The sequence below is a fragment of the Sorangium sp. So ce836 genome, from assembly GCF_028553905.1.
GTDB lineage: Bacteria > Myxococcota_A > Polyangia > Polyangiales > Polyangiaceae > Sorangium > Sorangium cellulosum_D.
In genome coordinates this window covers 12736775-12753475 of record NZ_CP102233.1, presented here as the reverse complement: position 1 = coordinate 12753475, position 16701 = coordinate 12736775, and the positions used below count along the sequence as shown (strand labels likewise).

12 protein-coding genes are annotated in these 16701 nt (G+C 69.4%); 4 read left to right on the top strand and 8 right to left on the bottom strand.

Going from position 1 to position 16701, the window contains the following annotated elements; all coding sequences use genetic code 11:
* Positions 1–207: 207 nt before the first annotated feature.
* The 4 genes from NQZ70_RS46660 to NQZ70_RS46645 form a co-directional block, all read right to left on the bottom strand.
* Entirely contained in the window at positions 208–693 is a 486-nt protein-coding gene (locus NQZ70_RS46660) for a hypothetical protein (protein ID WP_129579991.1), read from the bottom strand.
* Between the two features lie 394 nt (positions 694–1087).
* Positions 1088–1999 carry a hypothetical protein gene (locus NQZ70_RS46655; RefSeq protein ID WP_129579990.1) on the bottom strand — a complete coding sequence of 304 codons (912 nt, stop codon included), beginning with the start codon at positions 1997–1999 and terminating at the stop codon, positions 1088–1090.
* 18 nt (positions 2000–2017) lie between these two features.
* Positions 2018–2929: a hypothetical protein gene (locus tag NQZ70_RS46650; RefSeq protein WP_237244676.1), complete on the bottom strand. Its 912-nt coding sequence runs from the start codon at positions 2927–2929 to the stop codon at positions 2018–2020.
* A 655-nt stretch (positions 2930–3584) separates the two neighbouring features.
* Positions 3585–4541: a hypothetical protein gene (locus NQZ70_RS46645; protein ID WP_129579989.1), complete on the bottom strand. Its 957-nt coding sequence runs from the start codon at positions 4539–4541 to the stop codon at positions 3585–3587.
* Positions 4542–5346: 805 nt separating this feature from the next.
* Between NQZ70_RS46645 and NQZ70_RS46640 the strand changes: the two genes are divergently transcribed.
* The 3 genes from NQZ70_RS46640 (at position 5347) to NQZ70_RS46630 (ending at position 7981) form a co-directional block, all read left to right on the top strand.
* On the top strand, positions 5347–5988 hold the full coding sequence (locus NQZ70_RS46640) for a putative sensor domain DACNV-containing protein (RefSeq protein ID WP_129579988.1): 642 nt from the start codon (positions 5347–5349) through the stop codon (positions 5986–5988).
* Positions 5985–6518, top strand: coding sequence for a hypothetical protein (locus NQZ70_RS46635; RefSeq protein WP_129579987.1), 534 nt, complete (start codon positions 5985–5987; stop codon positions 6516–6518). Before NQZ70_RS46640 ends, NQZ70_RS46635 begins: the two co-directional genes overlap by 4 nt.
* 458 nt (positions 6519–6976) lie before the next feature.
* Positions 6977–7981 (top strand): hypothetical protein, encoded by a 1005-nt coding sequence (locus NQZ70_RS46630; protein WP_272827009.1) that lies wholly within the window; start codon positions 6977–6979, stop codon positions 7979–7981.
* Positions 7982–8150: 169 nt separating this feature from the next.
* Here the strand turns inward: NQZ70_RS46630 and NQZ70_RS46625 are convergent, their stop codons facing one another.
* Positions 8151–10271, bottom strand: coding sequence for an FtsX-like permease family protein (locus NQZ70_RS46625; RefSeq protein WP_129579985.1), 2121 nt, complete (start codon positions 10269–10271; stop codon positions 8151–8153).
* Positions 10272–11018: an ABC transporter ATP-binding protein gene (locus NQZ70_RS46620; protein WP_020741099.1), complete on the bottom strand. Its 747-nt coding sequence runs from the start codon at positions 11016–11018 to the stop codon at positions 10272–10274.
* A 147-nt stretch (positions 11019–11165) separates the two neighbouring features.
* Between NQZ70_RS46620 and NQZ70_RS46615 the strand changes: the two genes are divergently transcribed.
* Entirely contained in the window at positions 11166–13109 is a 1944-nt protein-coding gene (locus NQZ70_RS46615; RefSeq protein ID WP_237244675.1) for a multicopper oxidase family protein, read from the top strand.
* A gap of 235 nt (positions 13110–13344) precedes the next feature.
* Here NQZ70_RS46615 and NQZ70_RS46610 read toward each other — a convergent pair whose 3' ends face one another.
* Together NQZ70_RS46610 and NQZ70_RS46605 are read right to left on the bottom strand one after the other, a co-directional pair.
* Complete coding sequence (locus NQZ70_RS46610) at positions 13345–14838, bottom strand: OmpP1/FadL family transporter (RefSeq protein ID WP_237244674.1); 1494 nt, start codon at positions 14836–14838, stop codon at positions 13345–13347.
* A gap of 29 nt (positions 14839–14867) precedes the next feature.
* Positions 14868–16694, bottom strand: a complete 1827-nt coding sequence (locus tag NQZ70_RS46605) for an acetyltransferase (RefSeq protein WP_129579984.1) — start codon at positions 16692–16694, stop codon at positions 14868–14870.
* Positions 16695–16701 lie beyond the last annotated feature (7 nt).

Below are 16701 nucleotides of genomic sequence, written 5' to 3'. Positions count from 1 at the left end.
TCCCGCGGTCGAGTTGGGCGCGTGACAGGGTGGAGGCTGCGTTCAAGCTCAAGTACCCGCGATTCGGCGCCACGGTCACGCGGGCGCGGCCGTCGGTCGGTCACACCTCGCCGAGCTCGGGCGCGGCGCCGACGACGAGGACCGCGAGCGCGACTGCGGCCGCCTCCCGTCGCAGTGAGGGTCCAGGTCCAGAAGTATGAGGCGGTCCTACCGGTTGCAGCAGAGCACGTGCGTGTCACCGGGCTCCAGCTCGCCGCCCACAACTTTGGAGTCCGCCGAGGGCGTGCAGGTAGGCTCGTCCTTCACGAAGGCAGCGCGAATCGCACCGATCTGTCCGTGGATCGTGTCCGCGCAGAGCGGCTCATCCAGCCCGGAGATGGGGACAGATCCGAGTTCTTCGGAGCAACCTGCCTGATAATACAGCTTGGTCTCTATGCGACACTTGTCGCGGCTCGGCTCGCTACAGGAGCATGGGCTGCACGTGCGCGTATCGTTGTAGAGGGGGAACTCCCGCCGAATCCGGTAGGAGTCCCAGCACTCGCCGCTCGGCTGCGGCGGGTAACAATGGAGGAAGTCCGTGGAGAAGAAGTCGATGTCTGGACTGCAAGCCCGGACGAAGGTCATGTTCGTTCGCTGCAGCGGAGGCACCGGGGAGATAGGCGCGCAGCCACTCACGACCGGCGGCTCGATCATGACGGCAGCGTAGGAATCGTTCGGAATGGGGTGGGTAAGAGCCATGCATGTCCCATCCCAGGAGCCTCCCGCGTCGATCGTAGCGACATCGTCACCAAAGGAGCAAGTGGACGAGGAGTACAGGCGCACCCTGCTCGATAGAAAACAGGCAGACGGGCCACACTCGCAAGGCTCGCACTCGACCCGCCCGGGCGTCCCCGCCCACCCTTCCCACAATGTCTTGTCACCACATCGTGGAGCACTCTCATATCGGCCGTCCCAGACCAGGATGAGCTGGCTCGGATCTGGATCTGGCCGCTCGTCAGGGGTCGGCGAAGAGCAGCCGATGAGCACACACGTGGCCAGCGTGGAGAGCGCAACCCAGCGCATCGCGGCGACCACCCATCTGCCTTGATCAGTTGTCAACGTTGCCATAGATGATCTCCTCGCTGGAGCAGCAGAACGTTCGGGTCGCGCCGCTCTCGATCGTGCCGTCCACCAGGGAGACGGTGGCTTTGGGCGAGCAGGTGCCCGGCTCGTCTCGTGCGAACACCACGCGCGCGCCTGCCAGAGGCGAATCGGCAGGTGCGCCGTAGCAGATTTCCTCTTCTGTGCCGATTCCGTTGATCGAGATCAGCATGTCCGAGCAGCTCGTATCGCTGAAAAGCAGCACATCCGCCACGCAGACTCCACCGACGGGTTCACCGCACTCGCATGCCGTGCAGGTACGGGCGTCTCGGATCTTCTCCTTGAACTCGAAGCGGGCGGAGAAGCCCGGCCGACACGAGCCGTCGTGCTCGGGTGCGATACACACCAGCCCATCGAACCCCGTCCTGTACTCACCGGTCCACGGGCAAGCTCGTGCAAACGTCCCGCCGAGCGGCGGTGGAGTGAACTGCGCTGACGCCTGGCACGCGGGAGCCATCGTAGGCGGCCCGATTGTCACCGAGGCGAACGCGTCGCCCGGGACAGGGGGCGAGGTCTTGATGCAGTGCCCTGGCGGGTCGGCTGCGTCGGCGAGCTTGACCTCGATCCCCTCGTCAGCGCAGAGCGCGGCTTCGTGCGCCTTCACCATGTCTGGCAGCACGCATGCGGCAGGGCTGCACGCGCAGGTCCCGCATTCGTTCTGGTACTGAGGAGCCGTGCGCACATCGGCCCAACCATCCCAGTAGTCGAGTCGACCGTCTGGACACATGGGAAGGTCTGCGGTGTCGCCGACCCACAACAACACCGGGTTGTCATCGGTCCGGGGCCTGGGGATCTCGATGTCCTCCCCGCAACCGAGCAGCGCAGCCATGCTGAAGGCAAAACAAGATGTCGACCGCATGGGAACCCCTCGCGCTGCTCAGTAAAAGACGTTCTGACAGGGGAGCAGACCGTCACAGAGATCGGGCTCCTGCGCCGGCGTCTTCCTGGGCTGCCGTGTGGGAGTGGCCGGCCGGCTCGTGCGCTGCCGCGCCGCGACGGGCGGGGGGGCGGCCTCTGGCGGGGGTTCGGGACATCGCTCGATCGGTCGAGCCGAGGGCGGCCGGATGGCTCGACCCGCCGCGGTCTGGAGCACTGGCCCCAAGCGCGGCGCGGCGTGACGCGGGCGATCCCGCCACAGGACCGCGGCCGCGCCGCCCAGCACGAACGCCAGCGCGAGCACCGCGCCGAGCCAGCGCGGGGGCGAGCGTCGCCCTTGGGTGCGGCTTGAGCGCGGAGGGGTCGAGGGCACCGGCGGTACCGGCAGCACCGGCGAAGGTGGAGGGGTCGAGGGCACCGGCGGTACCGGCAGCATCGGCTCGAGGTCCGGTAGCTCGGGCGCTGGAGGCGACCGCAGCGCGACCGGAGGCGCGTGGGTGACGTTGTCCCGCGCGTCCCGGGGCGGGATCGCGCTCTTGAGGGTGGCGGGCGTCTCGGAAGGGCGCGGCGTGGCGACCGGAGACGCGTCGGTGACGCTGTCCGCCGCGTCCCGCGGCGGCGCGCTCTTGATCGTGGCGGGCACGTCGGACGGGCGGGGCGTGGGGAGCTCGCCAGCTCGCCCTCCCTCTTCACCCGAGGCGAACGCGCTCGCCTCGTCCTCCACGAGCATGGGCGCCGCCTCGTGCGGCTCGCACCGAGCGCTGGCCGGCTCGGCGAAGATGTCCGCGCGGGGAGGGTCCGGCGGTGCGCCAAGCTCTTCCCACGCGCGGGCAAAGGGAGTCAGGACAGAGAGCATCTCGTCGATGCTCGGCTGCCGTCGATTGGGGCTCTCCTCGAGGGCCCTTTGCATCATCACCTGAAGCATCGGAGGGATCTCGCTGGGAAAGCTCGGGGGACGGGTCCACGGCGAGAGGGCGCGTTTGCACAAGAGCTCGTACATGATCGTACCGAAGCCGTACACGTCCGCGCGAGGTCCCAGCGGACCACCCGAGAAGAGCTCGGGCGGTGCGTACCCATACGGATCTTGACGAGCGTCCTCCGGGCCGAGCTGAAAGAGACGGGTAAATCCGAATTGGGTGATCGCGTATCGGCCATCGGCCCGACGAAGCCCCGGTCCGGACTGAGGGCGCCGTGGATGACGGAGCGCTCATGAGCACGCACGAGACAACGGCCGACGTCGATCAGCACCTTGAGATCCACCGGCCCGAGGTCATTCCCGCGCATGGCGTCGATGAGCGGGATCGCGTCGCCGAGCACAGGCGACGCTGCCCACGCGACGTCGCCGTTCACCCCTCCGTAGAGCACGGGGACGACCTCCGGGACCTCGCCTGCGAGGCGCTGCAGGCGCGCGATCTCCTCAGCGAACAGGCCCGCATCGAGGCGCGCGCCATCGCGGAGGTGCAACCAGACCAGCGCTCCCGTGTCGCCGACCTGCCGCGCGAGGAAGTGACGGAGCAAGCCGCGCTCCTCGTTGAGCAGCTCGTGGCCTTCCCAGACGTCGCCGGCGGCTACCATACGAGCTTGACCTCCGCGCCGGCGCCGCTCGTGCGGATCTCGGCCTTCCGCGGCCAGACGACGTACGCGACCGTCGCGGCGCCGACCGCTGCCCCGACGACGAGCGCAGCCGAGCCGAAGCCATGGAACAGGCCCGCTCTTGTGTTCGCCGCGTGCGCTTCGTCGTAGGTCTTGCGGAACTGCGCGCTGCTCGGGAGCATCGAGCCGTCCGAGAGGCGCGACACCTTGGCGGCCGTTTCGCTCTCCGCGGCGTCGCCGGCCAGGTGAAGGCCGGCGCCGGCGCCGAGCAGGGCCGCCGAGGCGGCGGCGCCGGCGCCGATGGTCCACGGGTTGCGCGCTTGTGCTGGAGCGCTGGCGGCCTTCGGGGCCTCGAAGGCGAGGGCGACGCGCCGCGACTGCCCCGCCGTCACCTTGACGAGCGCACGGGCGACCTGCCCCTGCTTGCCCGTCGCCGTGACCTCGTGCTGTCCAGGGACGACGAAGACGGGGCGGCCCGCGCTCACGTCGCGACCGTCCACCAGGAGCCGCGCCGTGCCCGGCGGGGCGCTCACATGGAGCTCGGCCACGCGTTGCCGAACGGCCGCGAGATCGGCGCGTCGGACCTCGTAGCGGCGGCGCTCGATGTCGCTGGTCGGCGCGGGCATCCGCGCGACGCACGTGGTGAGCTCGGCCGCGGCCTCCTCGAGCCGGTCGAGGCGCAGGTCGAAGACGCCGAGCTGACACACGGCCATCGTCGAGGGCTCGAGCACGTTGACCCGCGCCCAGAGCTCGCGGGCGCGAGCGAGCTCGAGCCGCTTGGCGGCCTTCTCCGCCTCGTCGATGAGCTCCTGGACCTCGCGGGACCGGGGAGGAGGGTCCGCGGCCGCGGCCTGTACGGGGAACGCGGAGGCGAGGACGAGGGCCAGGGTCGCCGCTTGCCGCGGGAGGACGAGTGGAATGGAGGCACGCACGGTTCACCTCGCGGCAAACGAGGGGGACCACAGCGCCGCGCTGGCCCATCCAGCGCGGCGCTGCTTTTCATACCACCGCGAGGAGGCGGTCGAGCGTGCAGAAGTGCCGCGTGTTCCGTGGAGAGCATTGTGATCGAGCGACGGAATTTCTCGTTTGCGACTTAGAAAAGCGCCGGGACCGGTGAGGACTCTCGCGGCGGTCCACGGTCGCGCGAGGGGCACTGCGCCGGACACGCGCCTCCACGCCGTCCGCCCGCGTCGTCTGGTACGCTCGACGCATGTGTCCCGCCCGCCGCCCCCGCTCCGCCGCGGAGATCCTCCGCTCCGTCCCGACGCAAGACCGCCGCTCAGCGAAGAGCGCCTCCAGCGACGGGCGCTTCCGGGGATTTCACGCGGCAGGCGAGCGACGAGCCCCTTTCCGTGGGGGCTTCACCCGCACCTCCTGCAATGCCTGCGGGGTGACCGCACGCCGGCGGACCGGTCTGCGGGCTGGACAGCGGACGTGCGGGGTGCCCGTCCCGAAGGCGGATCGGTTCCTTCACCCGCCGGGGGCGTCAGCATACAACGGACATGTCGGACCTCGCCCTATCGGGATTCGGCCACGCCGCCCGGGGTGTCACCGTGTTACCAGTACCTGAGGGATGCGCTTTATTTGTCCCGCGAGCTTACATGGCTAGCGTGAGAAGAGCAATCTGGACCCATGCTCGGCCATGCCCCAATCGCACCGTACGGACTTTTGACAACGAGACGGTCGTCTCGTTGTCAAGCCCCGTGCGACACTTGACCCGATCGAGATTCTACTCCGATGAATGTCACATATCCCGTAGACGTTGCCAGGGCGCTCGCCCGCGAGTTGGGGGACGCTGCGCCACCCCAATTGGAGCGGCTAGTTGAGGTCCTCTTCTTCGCCTCGCTATTGCGCGAAGAGGGCCACGATCTCACATTTAACGTCGTTTATCCGGGCGTCTTTGACCCGACGCATCCCACACCTGAGCGTGTTCATGGATGGGAACCGTGGGATGTTGTGGACTTCGAGACACCAGACGAATTCACGTCCGAAAAGGTGGCAAAGTATGCGCCTCTCGCTCAAGGCGACGACGAGTATCTGATCGTACATTGTGCGACTGACCAATTATTGATCGCGGGGGTCGGCCACAAGAAAATGGGCTGGCCCGGCGACAAGCTCCTGACCGTTCGCGTGGTCGGGGCGGGTGCTCTTCGTTTCTTCTACCGGAGCGGAGAGATTGCGTCTTACGCGGGCGGAAAGAACGAGCCGCTTGTCAGCTGGCATTCTATGTATTCGGAGCCAGCGCTAAATGACATTGTGGAGGCCATGGACAACATGGGCGAAGTTGTCGATGACAAGCGTGCACTCGCAAGCGCTGCGCTAAAAATGCTCATATCGGATGTTGTTCGTCGTAGACATGGAGGGATTATTGCAATTTGAACAAAGATGACGCGGCGTCGAGGCGCGTCTTTGATGCTTCGAAGCTCAAGGCGCCGCTCAACTTTGGCAAAATGGTCGCCTCGCGTTGGGAGACATCGATTGTAGAGGGGCGTCGGATGGATCCCAGCGGCGACGAGATCGCAGACGCGCAGAACGCGGCCGCCGAATGCGATCGCGCTCTCAGCGTCATCGGGCGGATGAGCGCCGTCGATGGTGCCGTGGTTGCCACGCCGGAACTTGCTATTGTAGGATTCCGAGCAAAGCTCCCAGCGCCGGATTCAACTCCGTTGGTCATGCGGGTCAACGCAGATGGACGGCGCGAAATATTCGATCTGAAGCTAAAAGGAACCCGCCATCGAAGCGCCGCCTGTTTCGTGGCCCAGTCGCCCCGCCGAATCGCCTTGATCGCATCGGCTGACGGTCCAGCAGCCGCGATATTTCAAGACGCCGATGGCTACGTGGTCTATCACCCTGTGCGCGATAGTTACGACGCCTTCGGAGTGTCAGGTCACGAAGACGACCGGACGTGAACCACGACGGGTTCCGTCCGACGAAACAGCGTTTGGCCGGCGGCGAAGCGGCACGCAACCAGCGCAAAAGCGCCGGATAAAAAAGTCCTCGGCATGCCCACGGCGCGGGCTGCGCTCCGGCGCGAGCTCGATCACCTCGCCCGCGTCCGCCTTAGGCATGCTAGACGTGCCGAGCAGGCGCCCGATGTGCGCGTGGGCGCAGCGCCGCCTCGACGTTGCCTGCGGGTAGCGCCGCTCCAGCCGGCGCTACCCGCCGCGACGGCTACGCTCGACTGCGAGGTCGATGACGGCGCCCGTGTCCGCGCCAGGACCGCCGAGCAGGCGACCGATGGTCCCATGGGCGATGCGTGCCGCCTCCACGTCGCCCGCCGCGAGCGCGGGCCCAGCCGGGCTACCCGCCGCGCCGGGTGCGCTCGGCGGCGAGGTTGATGACGCCGGTCGCGTCGTAAGCGGCCGAGGTGTGGCGCCCCGTTCACGCGTCGCGTCTCGCGCCGCGATTTGGGCGGACAATCCGCATGGATCGGGGAGGTACGAGCTTTGCTCCCACCGCCGTCATGAGTAACTACTTTCGTTCGCTGGTTCTCATGGGGGCTCCTTTCATCTTCGTCGCGGGCTGCGGCGGATCGGACGGCGACACGATCGCCGAGCCCACCGCGGCGCCGGCCACCCCGTCGACTCCGGCGGAGGTAGACACCACCTATGAACAGATCGGGCGCGGCTGCGGCGACAACGGTTTCCTCGTTCGCTCGCTGACGCACGTCCCCGCGCTCACCACCAACAATCTCTGGATCGCCCCAAACAACGACGCCGCCGGCCTGGCCGCGTCCAAGAACGACAATGGCTGGGGAGCGAGCGTGGGCGTCTACGAACTCGGGTTCGAGTCGAGCGGGGACAACATGGAGAGCCGCTCCGCCGAGCAGGCCGCACGATGCGACGCGGTCAGCGAGATCTTCGACCCCGCCGGGGACGGCGCGCGGCAACGCTTCCTCAACGTCCTCGTCTACGCCGGCGATCACCCGCACGCCGAGGCGATGCCCGCCGAGGGGCTCCCCGCTGCGGTCGAGGCGCCGGTCCGCCTGAAGGGCTATCTGGACGTGGCCGCGGGCACGCGCGAGGAGATCAAAGACGGCGTCGTATACCGGGACGCGCAGCACCAGTACCTGCCCATCTACGTTCGCTGCGAGAAGCCCATGAAGATCACCTACGAGGAGCGCCTGTTTTCGCGCGAGGAGGTCGAGGCGCTGAAGATCGACACCCGCATCTGTCGCCCCGTCGCCGAGGATGGCTACGGCTGCCTCTTCGAGCGCCCGCAGCCGATCGAGGGTGCGTGCACGTTCGTGGCGGCCGACGCGAAGTACGTGGCAACGAGCGGCGAGGAGCACAACATATCGCTCGGTGGTCGCATCGAGCGCGGCGAACAACTCAGCTACAAGATCACGGTCGACCGCTTCGCCTTCCGCTGAACGAGGGTCCTCGGTCAGGGAGCATGACGTCGGAGCGCGTGCACGTGCACCGGGATGCGCTCGACGGCGCACCGAGCAGGCGCCCGATGGTCTCGTGGGCGATGCGCGCCGTCTCGACGTATCCGCCCAGCCAACGCCATCGTGATCGTCGGCCCGGCCCGCGCCCCCCCTACTCGTACTGCACCGACTCCGCCGCGTTGCTCCGCCCCGCGCTCCGCGCCGGGTACAGCGACGCGACCAGCGCCACCGCCGTCGCCCCCAGCGCCGTCAGCACGCCGTATTCCGGCGGTATATGGAACTCGACCTCAAAACTCGACACCGTCCGCAGCGCCCCCAGCGCCGCCGACCCGAGCGGCGCCCCGAGCAGCACCGCGAGCGCCCCGCCCAGCGCGCCCACCAGCGCCCCCTCCATCAGCACCATCCGCCGGACCTGCCCCGCCGTCATCCCGAGCACGCGGTGCAGCGCGAGCTCCCGCCGTCGCGCGTGCAGCGCCAGCACCATCTGGTTTGCCACGCCGATCGCCGCGAGCACCGTCGTGAACCCGAGGATCATATCGAAGATCACGAAATCCCGCCCCGTCGCCTTCCGGCGCACCGCCTCGATCTCGACCCCCGTCTGCATCCGCACGTCTCTCGCGCGCGGCACGTCGGCCAGGAGCTCGCCCCAGGGCGGCGTCGCGGCGCCCCCCCGTGCCGCCTCGGCCCCGGTCACCGGATCCGCCAGCGCCACCGTGTGTCCGATCGCGAGCGCGTACGGCGAGATCACCGTAAAGTCCGCCGCCTCGATGACCGCGTACGTCCGCAAATTCCGATACGCGCCGGGCGCAGGCACATACCCCAGATCGTCCGTGACCCCGACCACCTCGAACCGCCGCCCGCCCGCGCTGCCGCTCACCTCGAGCAGATCTCCGGCGCCCACGCCGAAGCGTCGCGCCATCATCGTGGACACGATCGCCTTGCCCGGCCCGAAGCTTCGGGCGAGCGCGATCGACTCGGGCCGGCCGGTGGCCTCGGCGAGCGCCCGCAGCTCGTCGCCCGGGACCGCGTACACGACGTTGGGCCACGGCGTGCGGCTCGAGAACCGCGCCGCGACCAGGCGCGGCGGCAGGCTCGGCAACAGCCGCTCCGCGTGCCCGAGCGGCTCGTCCGGGTAGAGGAACGCATAAGGCGCGAGCGCCCGCCCGGCCCAGGCCGAGACCTCCTGCTTGAGCGCCGCCGTGGCGATGTGCAGCGCGAGCAGCAGGGCGAAGACCATCATCACGCCGCCGACGCTCCAGGCGAGCTCGTGGCCGCTGTGCTCGACCCGCCGCCGGAGCAGCAGCCGCTCGGCCGCCCAGCGGCGCGGCGCGAGGCGCACGGCGAGCGCGCCGAGGCGCGCGACGAGGTCCGGCACGAACACGATGGCCGCGAGGAACGCCGCGCACACGAGGCCCGCCTCGACGACGAAGAAGGCGAGCATCGGCACCGACTCCCGGAAGAACGGGCGGAGCAGGCCGTAGACGAGCACCATGAACGGCAGCGCGAGCAGCGTGATCCCGCGCAGGCGGCGCCGCTGCTCGGCCCCGCCCTCGAGGAAGCGCGGGCGCAGCGCGCGCGCGATGTCGACGCGGAGCGCGTCGCGCACCGGGCGGAGCACGCCGAGCAGCGCCGTGAGGGCGCCGGTGCCGCTGACGAGCAGCATCGCGCTCCAGGGCAGCCGGATCGCGTAGAGCGGGATCCGCGCGCGGCCCGTCGTCGTGATGCCCGCCTTCGCCGCGAGGTACGCGAGCGGGATCGACCCGAGCAGGCCGAGCGCCGCGCCGCCCACGCCGAGCAGCAACGCCTCGAGGACGAACACCGCCGCGACCTGCGGGGGCAGCGCCCCGGCGCTGCGCAACAAGGCGATCTCGCGGCGGCGGCGCTCGACGGCGACGTTGAAGGTGAAGAACACGATGAGGGCGCCGACGAGGAACGCGGAGAGCGAGCCGAGGCGGATCGCCGACCGCATGATCTCGTAATCCTCGTGCGTCTCCTCCTGCGCGTCGGCCGCGGCGATGACCTCGCCGTCCGGGCGGAGGCCGCGCAGGGCGACGGTCTGCTCGGTGAAGACGGGGAGATCCGGGTTGGTGACGAAGCTCCGCGCCTCGACGGCGCGCGTGCCGACGTCGAGGATGAGCACGACGTTGACCGTGGCCGTGCCGAGGGCGACGCCGAGCAGGGCGGCCATCGCGCCGAAGCGATCGGCGCGCAGGTTGCGCAGGGCGAGGATGCGGACGAGCGGCTGGAAGAGGGCGCGGAGGAGGAGGAGCATTCAGATGCCGAGCTCCTTCAGCCGATCGTGGACCGCGGCCGACGTGACCGCGGGGCCCGCGAGGGCGGCGTCGTGCAAGAGGAGGCCGTCGCGCATGAACACGACGCGGTGCGCGCGGGCGGCGTCCTCGGCGTTGTGCGTGACGAGGAGCATGGCGCTGCCGGCCTCGCGCAGGGCGTCGGCGAGCAGCGCCATGATGCGCCGGCCGGTCGCGACGTTGACGTTGCCGGTCGGCTCGTCGGCCAGCACGAGCGCGGGGCGGCGGACCAGCGCGCGCGCGATCGAGATGAGCTGCATCTCGCCGCCCGACATCTGCGAGGGCAGGTGCTCGGCGCGGGCGCGCATGCCGACCCGGTCGAGCATGCGCGAGGCGGCGTCGTGGTCCGGCGCGGCGCCGTCGATGAGGTAGGGCAGGACGATGTTCTCGTAACCGGTGAGGGTCGGGACCAGGTTGAAGAACTGGTAGACGATGCCGATGCGGCGGCGGCGCAGGAGGGTCCGCCCGTGCTCGTCGAGCGCCGCCATGTCCTCGCCGAGGACGTGGACCTCGCCGCGATCCGGCGACTCGAGGCCCGCGACGCACGAGAGCAGCGTGCTCTTGCCGACGCCCGAGGGGCCCATGATCGCGCACATCTCGCCGGCGTGGATGTCGAGGTCGACGCCCCGGAGCACCTCGATCGGCGTCGCCCCGAGCGCGTGGGACTTGTGGAGGTTGCGGACGCGGAGGACGGGCTGATCGGAGCTCACGGGGGGATCGCTCCCTTGTCTACAGCATCTGCGCGCGGCGTTCACCTTGCATCCCGCCACTGGCCGCATTCGCGCCAGCGGGTGACCGTCTTCGGCCATCGGCGTACGGCGCGGATCGATAGTGTCGTTCCCGGAGGAGCAAAGCCGATGGGACGAGACGCTTCACACGCGCTCATGCGCGCGGGATCGATCGCGGCGGTGGCCCTTGGGGCCGCGGCGTGCGCGGGCGCCGGCGGAGACGAGGAGACGGGCGCGACGCCGGTGTCGTCGATGTACGAGGATCCGCCCGAGCTCCAGCCGGGCGAGGACGGGGCCTACGAGCTCCGCTTCGGGCCGAGCGCGGTGGAGATCGACGGACGGCGGTTCTGTCTCCGCGCCTACAACGGGATGACGAGCGGGCCCACGATCCGCGTCCCGAAGGGCGAGGACCGCAGGATCCACGTGAACCTCTACAACGACTTCACGAGGAGCGATTTCCGCGAGATCGCGAGCATGATGGGTCACGGGTCGAGGTCGTGTCACGACTTCAACCTGACGAACCTGCACGGGCACGGCCTGCACGTGCAGCCCAATTTTGCGACGGACGATCCCGCCGACCCGTGCGAGGGCGCCGGCTGCGCCCCGGACGCACGGTATTTCGGGGACCACGTGCTGCACCACGTGGCGCCGGGGGAGAGCGCCCGGTACCGCTGGGACATCGACGAGGACGGGATTCATCACGAGGGGACCGACTGGTACCACCCGCACATCCACGGCTCGACGGCCATCCAGGTCATGGACGGCGCCGCCGGGGCGCTCCTCATCGAGGGGGAGCTCGACGAGCTGCCCGGCATCGCGAAGGCGCGAGAGCGGGTGATGGTCATGACGCAGGTGCCCATCGATCACGAGAACACGGTGCCCTTGAAAGAGGGGGAGGATTGCACCGAGGACAACCTGTCGGTGCTCGACTTCCTCGCGGTCGAGACGCTCCGGGCCACGCTGATCAACGGCAAGCTGAGGCCGCGGATCGTGACGCCGCCCGGGCAGGTGGAGCGCTGGCGCATGGTGTACGCGGGCAGCCCGGACGAGATGGGGATGAAGCTCCATGTCGCGAAGGACGCGGCGTGCTCCGATTTCGACAAGGAGCCCATCGAGACGACGCAGATCGCGCGCGACGGGCTGACGCTCCCGCAGTTTTACCGGAGCGACACGGTGTGGGTGTCGCCGGGCTACCGCGCCGACGTGATGGTGAAGATGCCGGAGCAGGAGCAGACGCTCTGCCTGGTCGGCCGGCGGCCGAACGACCTTCTGGGCAGCGTGATCGCGGTCATCGACGTGAGCCGGAGCGCGGGTGAGCCGACCGAGGTGAACCTGCCCAGCGAGGCCGACGTGGCCGCGCTCGCCCCGCCCACCTCGTGGACCGGCACGGTCGACGGGCAGACGACCGAGGTGAGCTGCGACTCGGTCGAGACCGTGCACCAGAAGGTGGTGCTGCTGGTGCCCACGCCGGGGTCACAGCCGCCCGATCTCGGCTCGGACGTGGCGCTCATGTCGTGCGATCCGGAGGACCACCCGCACGAGATCGATCCCGACGCGCCGGTGTGCCTCTGCCCGGATCCGAACATCAGCTGCCGCAAGTTCGACGATCGGCGGCTGCGGGGCTACCGGAGCGACCGCGTCATGACGGTCGGCAGCGCGGAGCGGTGGGAGATCCGCGCGTTCGACGGCCACCCGTTCCACATCCACATCAATCCTTTCCTTGTCTGCCCCAACAAGTCGAACAAGGAGCCCAACTTCCCCCACTGGCGGGACACGATGTGGGTCCAGGTCGAGGACGGGCCGCGCGACGTGATCATGAACCCTCGGAAGTTCACGGGTCAGTTCGTGCTGCACTGCCACAAGCTGAACCACGAGGACGAGGGGATGATGGAGCTCGTCGAGATCTGCGCTCCCGACGATCAGGAGTGCCTGTGCCTCGGGACGGACGCGGACGGCGCGTGCATCCCGCAGGGCGGGTGCCTGCCGGACGACCTGCAGTGCCAGTTCGCGAAGCGCGCCACCGACGCGTACCCGGCGCCGCCGAAGCCGGATCTCGAGCTGTGCGGGCCGTGAGCCGCTGAACGCCGCGTCATCGAGGCGACGCGCCCGGCGTCGCCGTGCTCTCGGCGCTGCCTCCCGATCGGCGGTGGATGCGTGATCCGGCTTACAAAATTGTCTCCGAGGTGACGGGTGACCCGTGGTTCGGCGTGGAGGGCCGTGTCCGATCCGGCGGGTACGCCGTCGTCCCTTGGAGGATGGCGGTCCCGCAGCAGCTCATCTCGCTGCTCTTTCGGCGCCGCCTTCCCGCTCAGAACACGACCTTGAGGTGTCCGCCCACGGTCGTGAGCACCAGCGTGTACTCCCCGTTGCCGAGGTCGTAGTCCGACTCGGTCACCGTGCGCGGCAAGATGCCTTGCACGCGGACGTCGCCCGAGAGCGATACGCTGTCGCTCACCTTCAAGATGCCGCCCACGTCCCCGATCAGCCGGTGGTTGTCCGGCGACGCCACGTCGATCGTGCTGTCCGGCGAGGCCGGCGACTGATAGCCGACCGACGCGGTGCCGAGGAACGCCTCGCTGAAACGGTACTTGGCGCCGGCCTCCACCCACACCGTGTCGTTCCACCGGCGCGGCAGGGTCACGGCCACGCGATCGGTGATCCCGAGCTTCGGCTGGGCCAGGTCCGGCGAGGAGGCCGTGACAACGAACGCCTCGATGTCCGAGTAGAGCACGTACGAGAGGAGACCATCGATGCTGAGCTTGTCGTTGACCCGGTAGCCGACCCCGGCCGTGAGCCGCTTGGGGAGCGTGAACGAGAGCTCCGCGTCGCCCTCCACGAGCGGCTTGTAGCGCAGGCCCTGCTCGGCCAGGTCCTGCGTGAAGAACGGGTGGTTCATGTCGATCGCGAACTTGCCCTTGTACCGCATCGCGGTGCTGTGCTGGTACGTCAGGCCGAAGCGCAGGTCCTTGTTCGGGTTGAACGCGAGCCCGAGGTGGAACGAGGCGCCGTGCGAGAGCGCCTGCTTGAGCGCGATGGGGCGCGCGAGGACGTCGAGCTCGCGCAGCTCGGACGGCGTGCTCGGGCCGAAGTCGTTGTCCTGCTTGAGGTAGTCGAGGCCGTCGTGGAACTCCTTGAGGCTGGCGAAGTCCTGCACCTTCGAGAGCTCGGCCAGGCCGCCGACGTACGACAGGCCGGCGCCGAGCGAGAGCTGGTCGGTCAGCCGGAGCCCGGCGGCCGCCGTCAGCGAGCTCGCGACGATGAACGCCTGCTGGAGCTGCCAGCGCTGCGCGCCGTCCGGGAAGCTGAGCGCCGCGGCATACGGCACATAGAGGCCGACGCCCACGGTGAGGCGCTTCGGAATGGCCGGGATCGCGAGGAAGGCGTTGCCCGTCGGCGCCACCGGCGTGGTCGAGACCTCCTCGGCCGGGCCGGTCTTGCCGGGGGCGACGTTCGCCGGATCGAGCGGGAGCTTGAACTGCAAGGTGTCCGGCGTTTGATAGATGCCGCGCCGCTCGCGCTTGTAGGTGGCGCGGCCGACGATGAGGCCGGCGCCGAGGAGGAGCTCCGGCCGCTCGACGTCCGCGAGCGCGGCCGGGTTCCAGTAGACGGCGGCGGCGTCCGCGGTCGTGGGGCCCGAGGCGCCGCTCGTCACCCACGGCGCGTCGATGCCCGAGGCGCGCGCGTCGCCCGCCGTCCGGCAGACGAGGCCTGTCGCGAGCGCCAGCGCGGCGAGTTCACGTCCTGTCCGTCCACGGGCACGCGCGCGGCCGCGGGGCGGCGGGGTCGGCAGAGCTCCTGTCATGACACGGGTCCTCACGGTGGGGGGGCCGATCACTGGATCCGGGTGAGGGTGAGCGAGAGGCGATGGGCGCTCGGCTTGTCGCCGATCCTGATCTCGTAGCGGCGCCCCTCGTCGTCGGCGAAGTACAGCGTATCTCCTTGCTGGACCTCCACCTTCTCGTGGAGCGCGTCGCCGTCGATCGCCTCGGTCGTCGACACCTTCTTCGTGAGCGCGGCGTCGGCGAAGAAGCCCGGCTTCTCGTAAGCATAGTCGCGCACGCGCTCGCCCTCGTCGTCCTTGCGGATGTCGTCGGGCGCGACGAAGTAGAGGTAATCCCGCTGGCCGGCGACGCCGCTCTCGGTGCTCGGCTGGTAGAGGTAGAAGTCCGCGTCGCCGGCGGCGTTGTTGTTGAGCTCGATCGCCATGTCCTTGAGGACCGCCGGATCGTTCGCGAGGTTCTCCTTGATGCTCGCGACGAGATCCTCGGTCTTCACGCCGACCGGGACGTCGCGGAGGGTCACCTCGAGGTTGGCCTCCCCCTCGGCGAGGCCGCCGTCGTGGAGCCGCGCCTGGGCCACCTCGAGGAGGATGTCCCAGAAGTATGACGGCGGGGGCGGCGGGTCTTCGAGGACGATGCTGCTATCGACGCTGATCTCGGTCCATCCGGTGCCGTCGACGCAGACCTTCACCGGCTGGAACTCGCTCGTCGAGGTGCCCTGGGGCCCATAGCTCGAGCAATGCTCCTCGATCTGCGCTGCCTTGAGCTCGCCGGCGCGGGCGAGGATGTGCTCGAACTCCCAGAGCGGCTGCTCCCACACGGGCGAGTCGCCGCGCGGCGCGGGCTCCCGGCTCGTGCCGCCGGGCAGGTACATCGCGCTCTCGGGGATGGCCAGGGTCAGCTCGCCGATGCTCAGGTTCTTGGCGAGGTTGGCGAGCTCGAGCCAGTCCGGCTCGCTGAAGTCGAACAGGGTGTCGATCTGGCCGGGCGTGCTGTTGATGCTCGCGACGTCGGCCATCGTCGCGTCGACCCCTTTGTAGGGGAGGGCGTTGACGTTGACCCGGACCGTCATCGTGAAGTCGTCGAGGGCCGCCTTCACCCCGGCGGCGGCCTTGATGAAGCCGGGGTGCTTCGCGCCTTCCGGGTCGTCCGGATCGAGCGGCGTCGGGCCGAACTGCTCGGCGAGGCCGGCGAAGTCGGTGACAACGTCGTAGAGCGTGACGGGGATGGAGTGGGGCGCGACGGGGTAGATGCCGTCCGGGTGCTCGTCGTCGGTCGGCCCTTTGCGGCGCTGGGTGTTCGGGTGGGTGCTGACGAGGTTCTCCAGGACGGCCTGCGACGTGATCTGGACGGGGATGAGCCGCTCGTTGCCGGCCACGCCCACGAGGTCCGAGAGGATCTTCGACGTCGGGAGCCCGACGGCGTTGCCGACGCCGAGCAGGCCCTCGAGGCTCGTGCCGCGGAGATCGGCGTTCTCCGGCGTCATGTTCAGGAGCCCGACGAGGTTCTTCGACGCGGGCGAGAGCGCGTCGATGTCGGCGGGGGGCATGTACATGACCTTGAGCAGCGCGTTCTCGATGAGGGTCGCGATGTCGAGATCGAGCAGCCAGATCCCCTCGAGCGTGGGCCGCGGGATGGCCTTGAGCTCGTCGAGCGTCAGCGTCTTGGCGAAGCGCTTCGCGTCGAACCGCAGGAACTCGAGGGTGAGGGTGCGGCTCTCGTTCACGCCGAGCGCCGGCGGGGGCGGCGGCTGGTCGACGGTGACGGCGTCGACGCAGCCGGGCAGCGCGGCGGAGAGCGCGGCGGCGGCCAGGGGGCCGAGCCGGGAGAGCCGGCGGCGGGCGGGGGCGGCGGGGGGGGTGCTGTCTCGCGCTACCATGATCAGA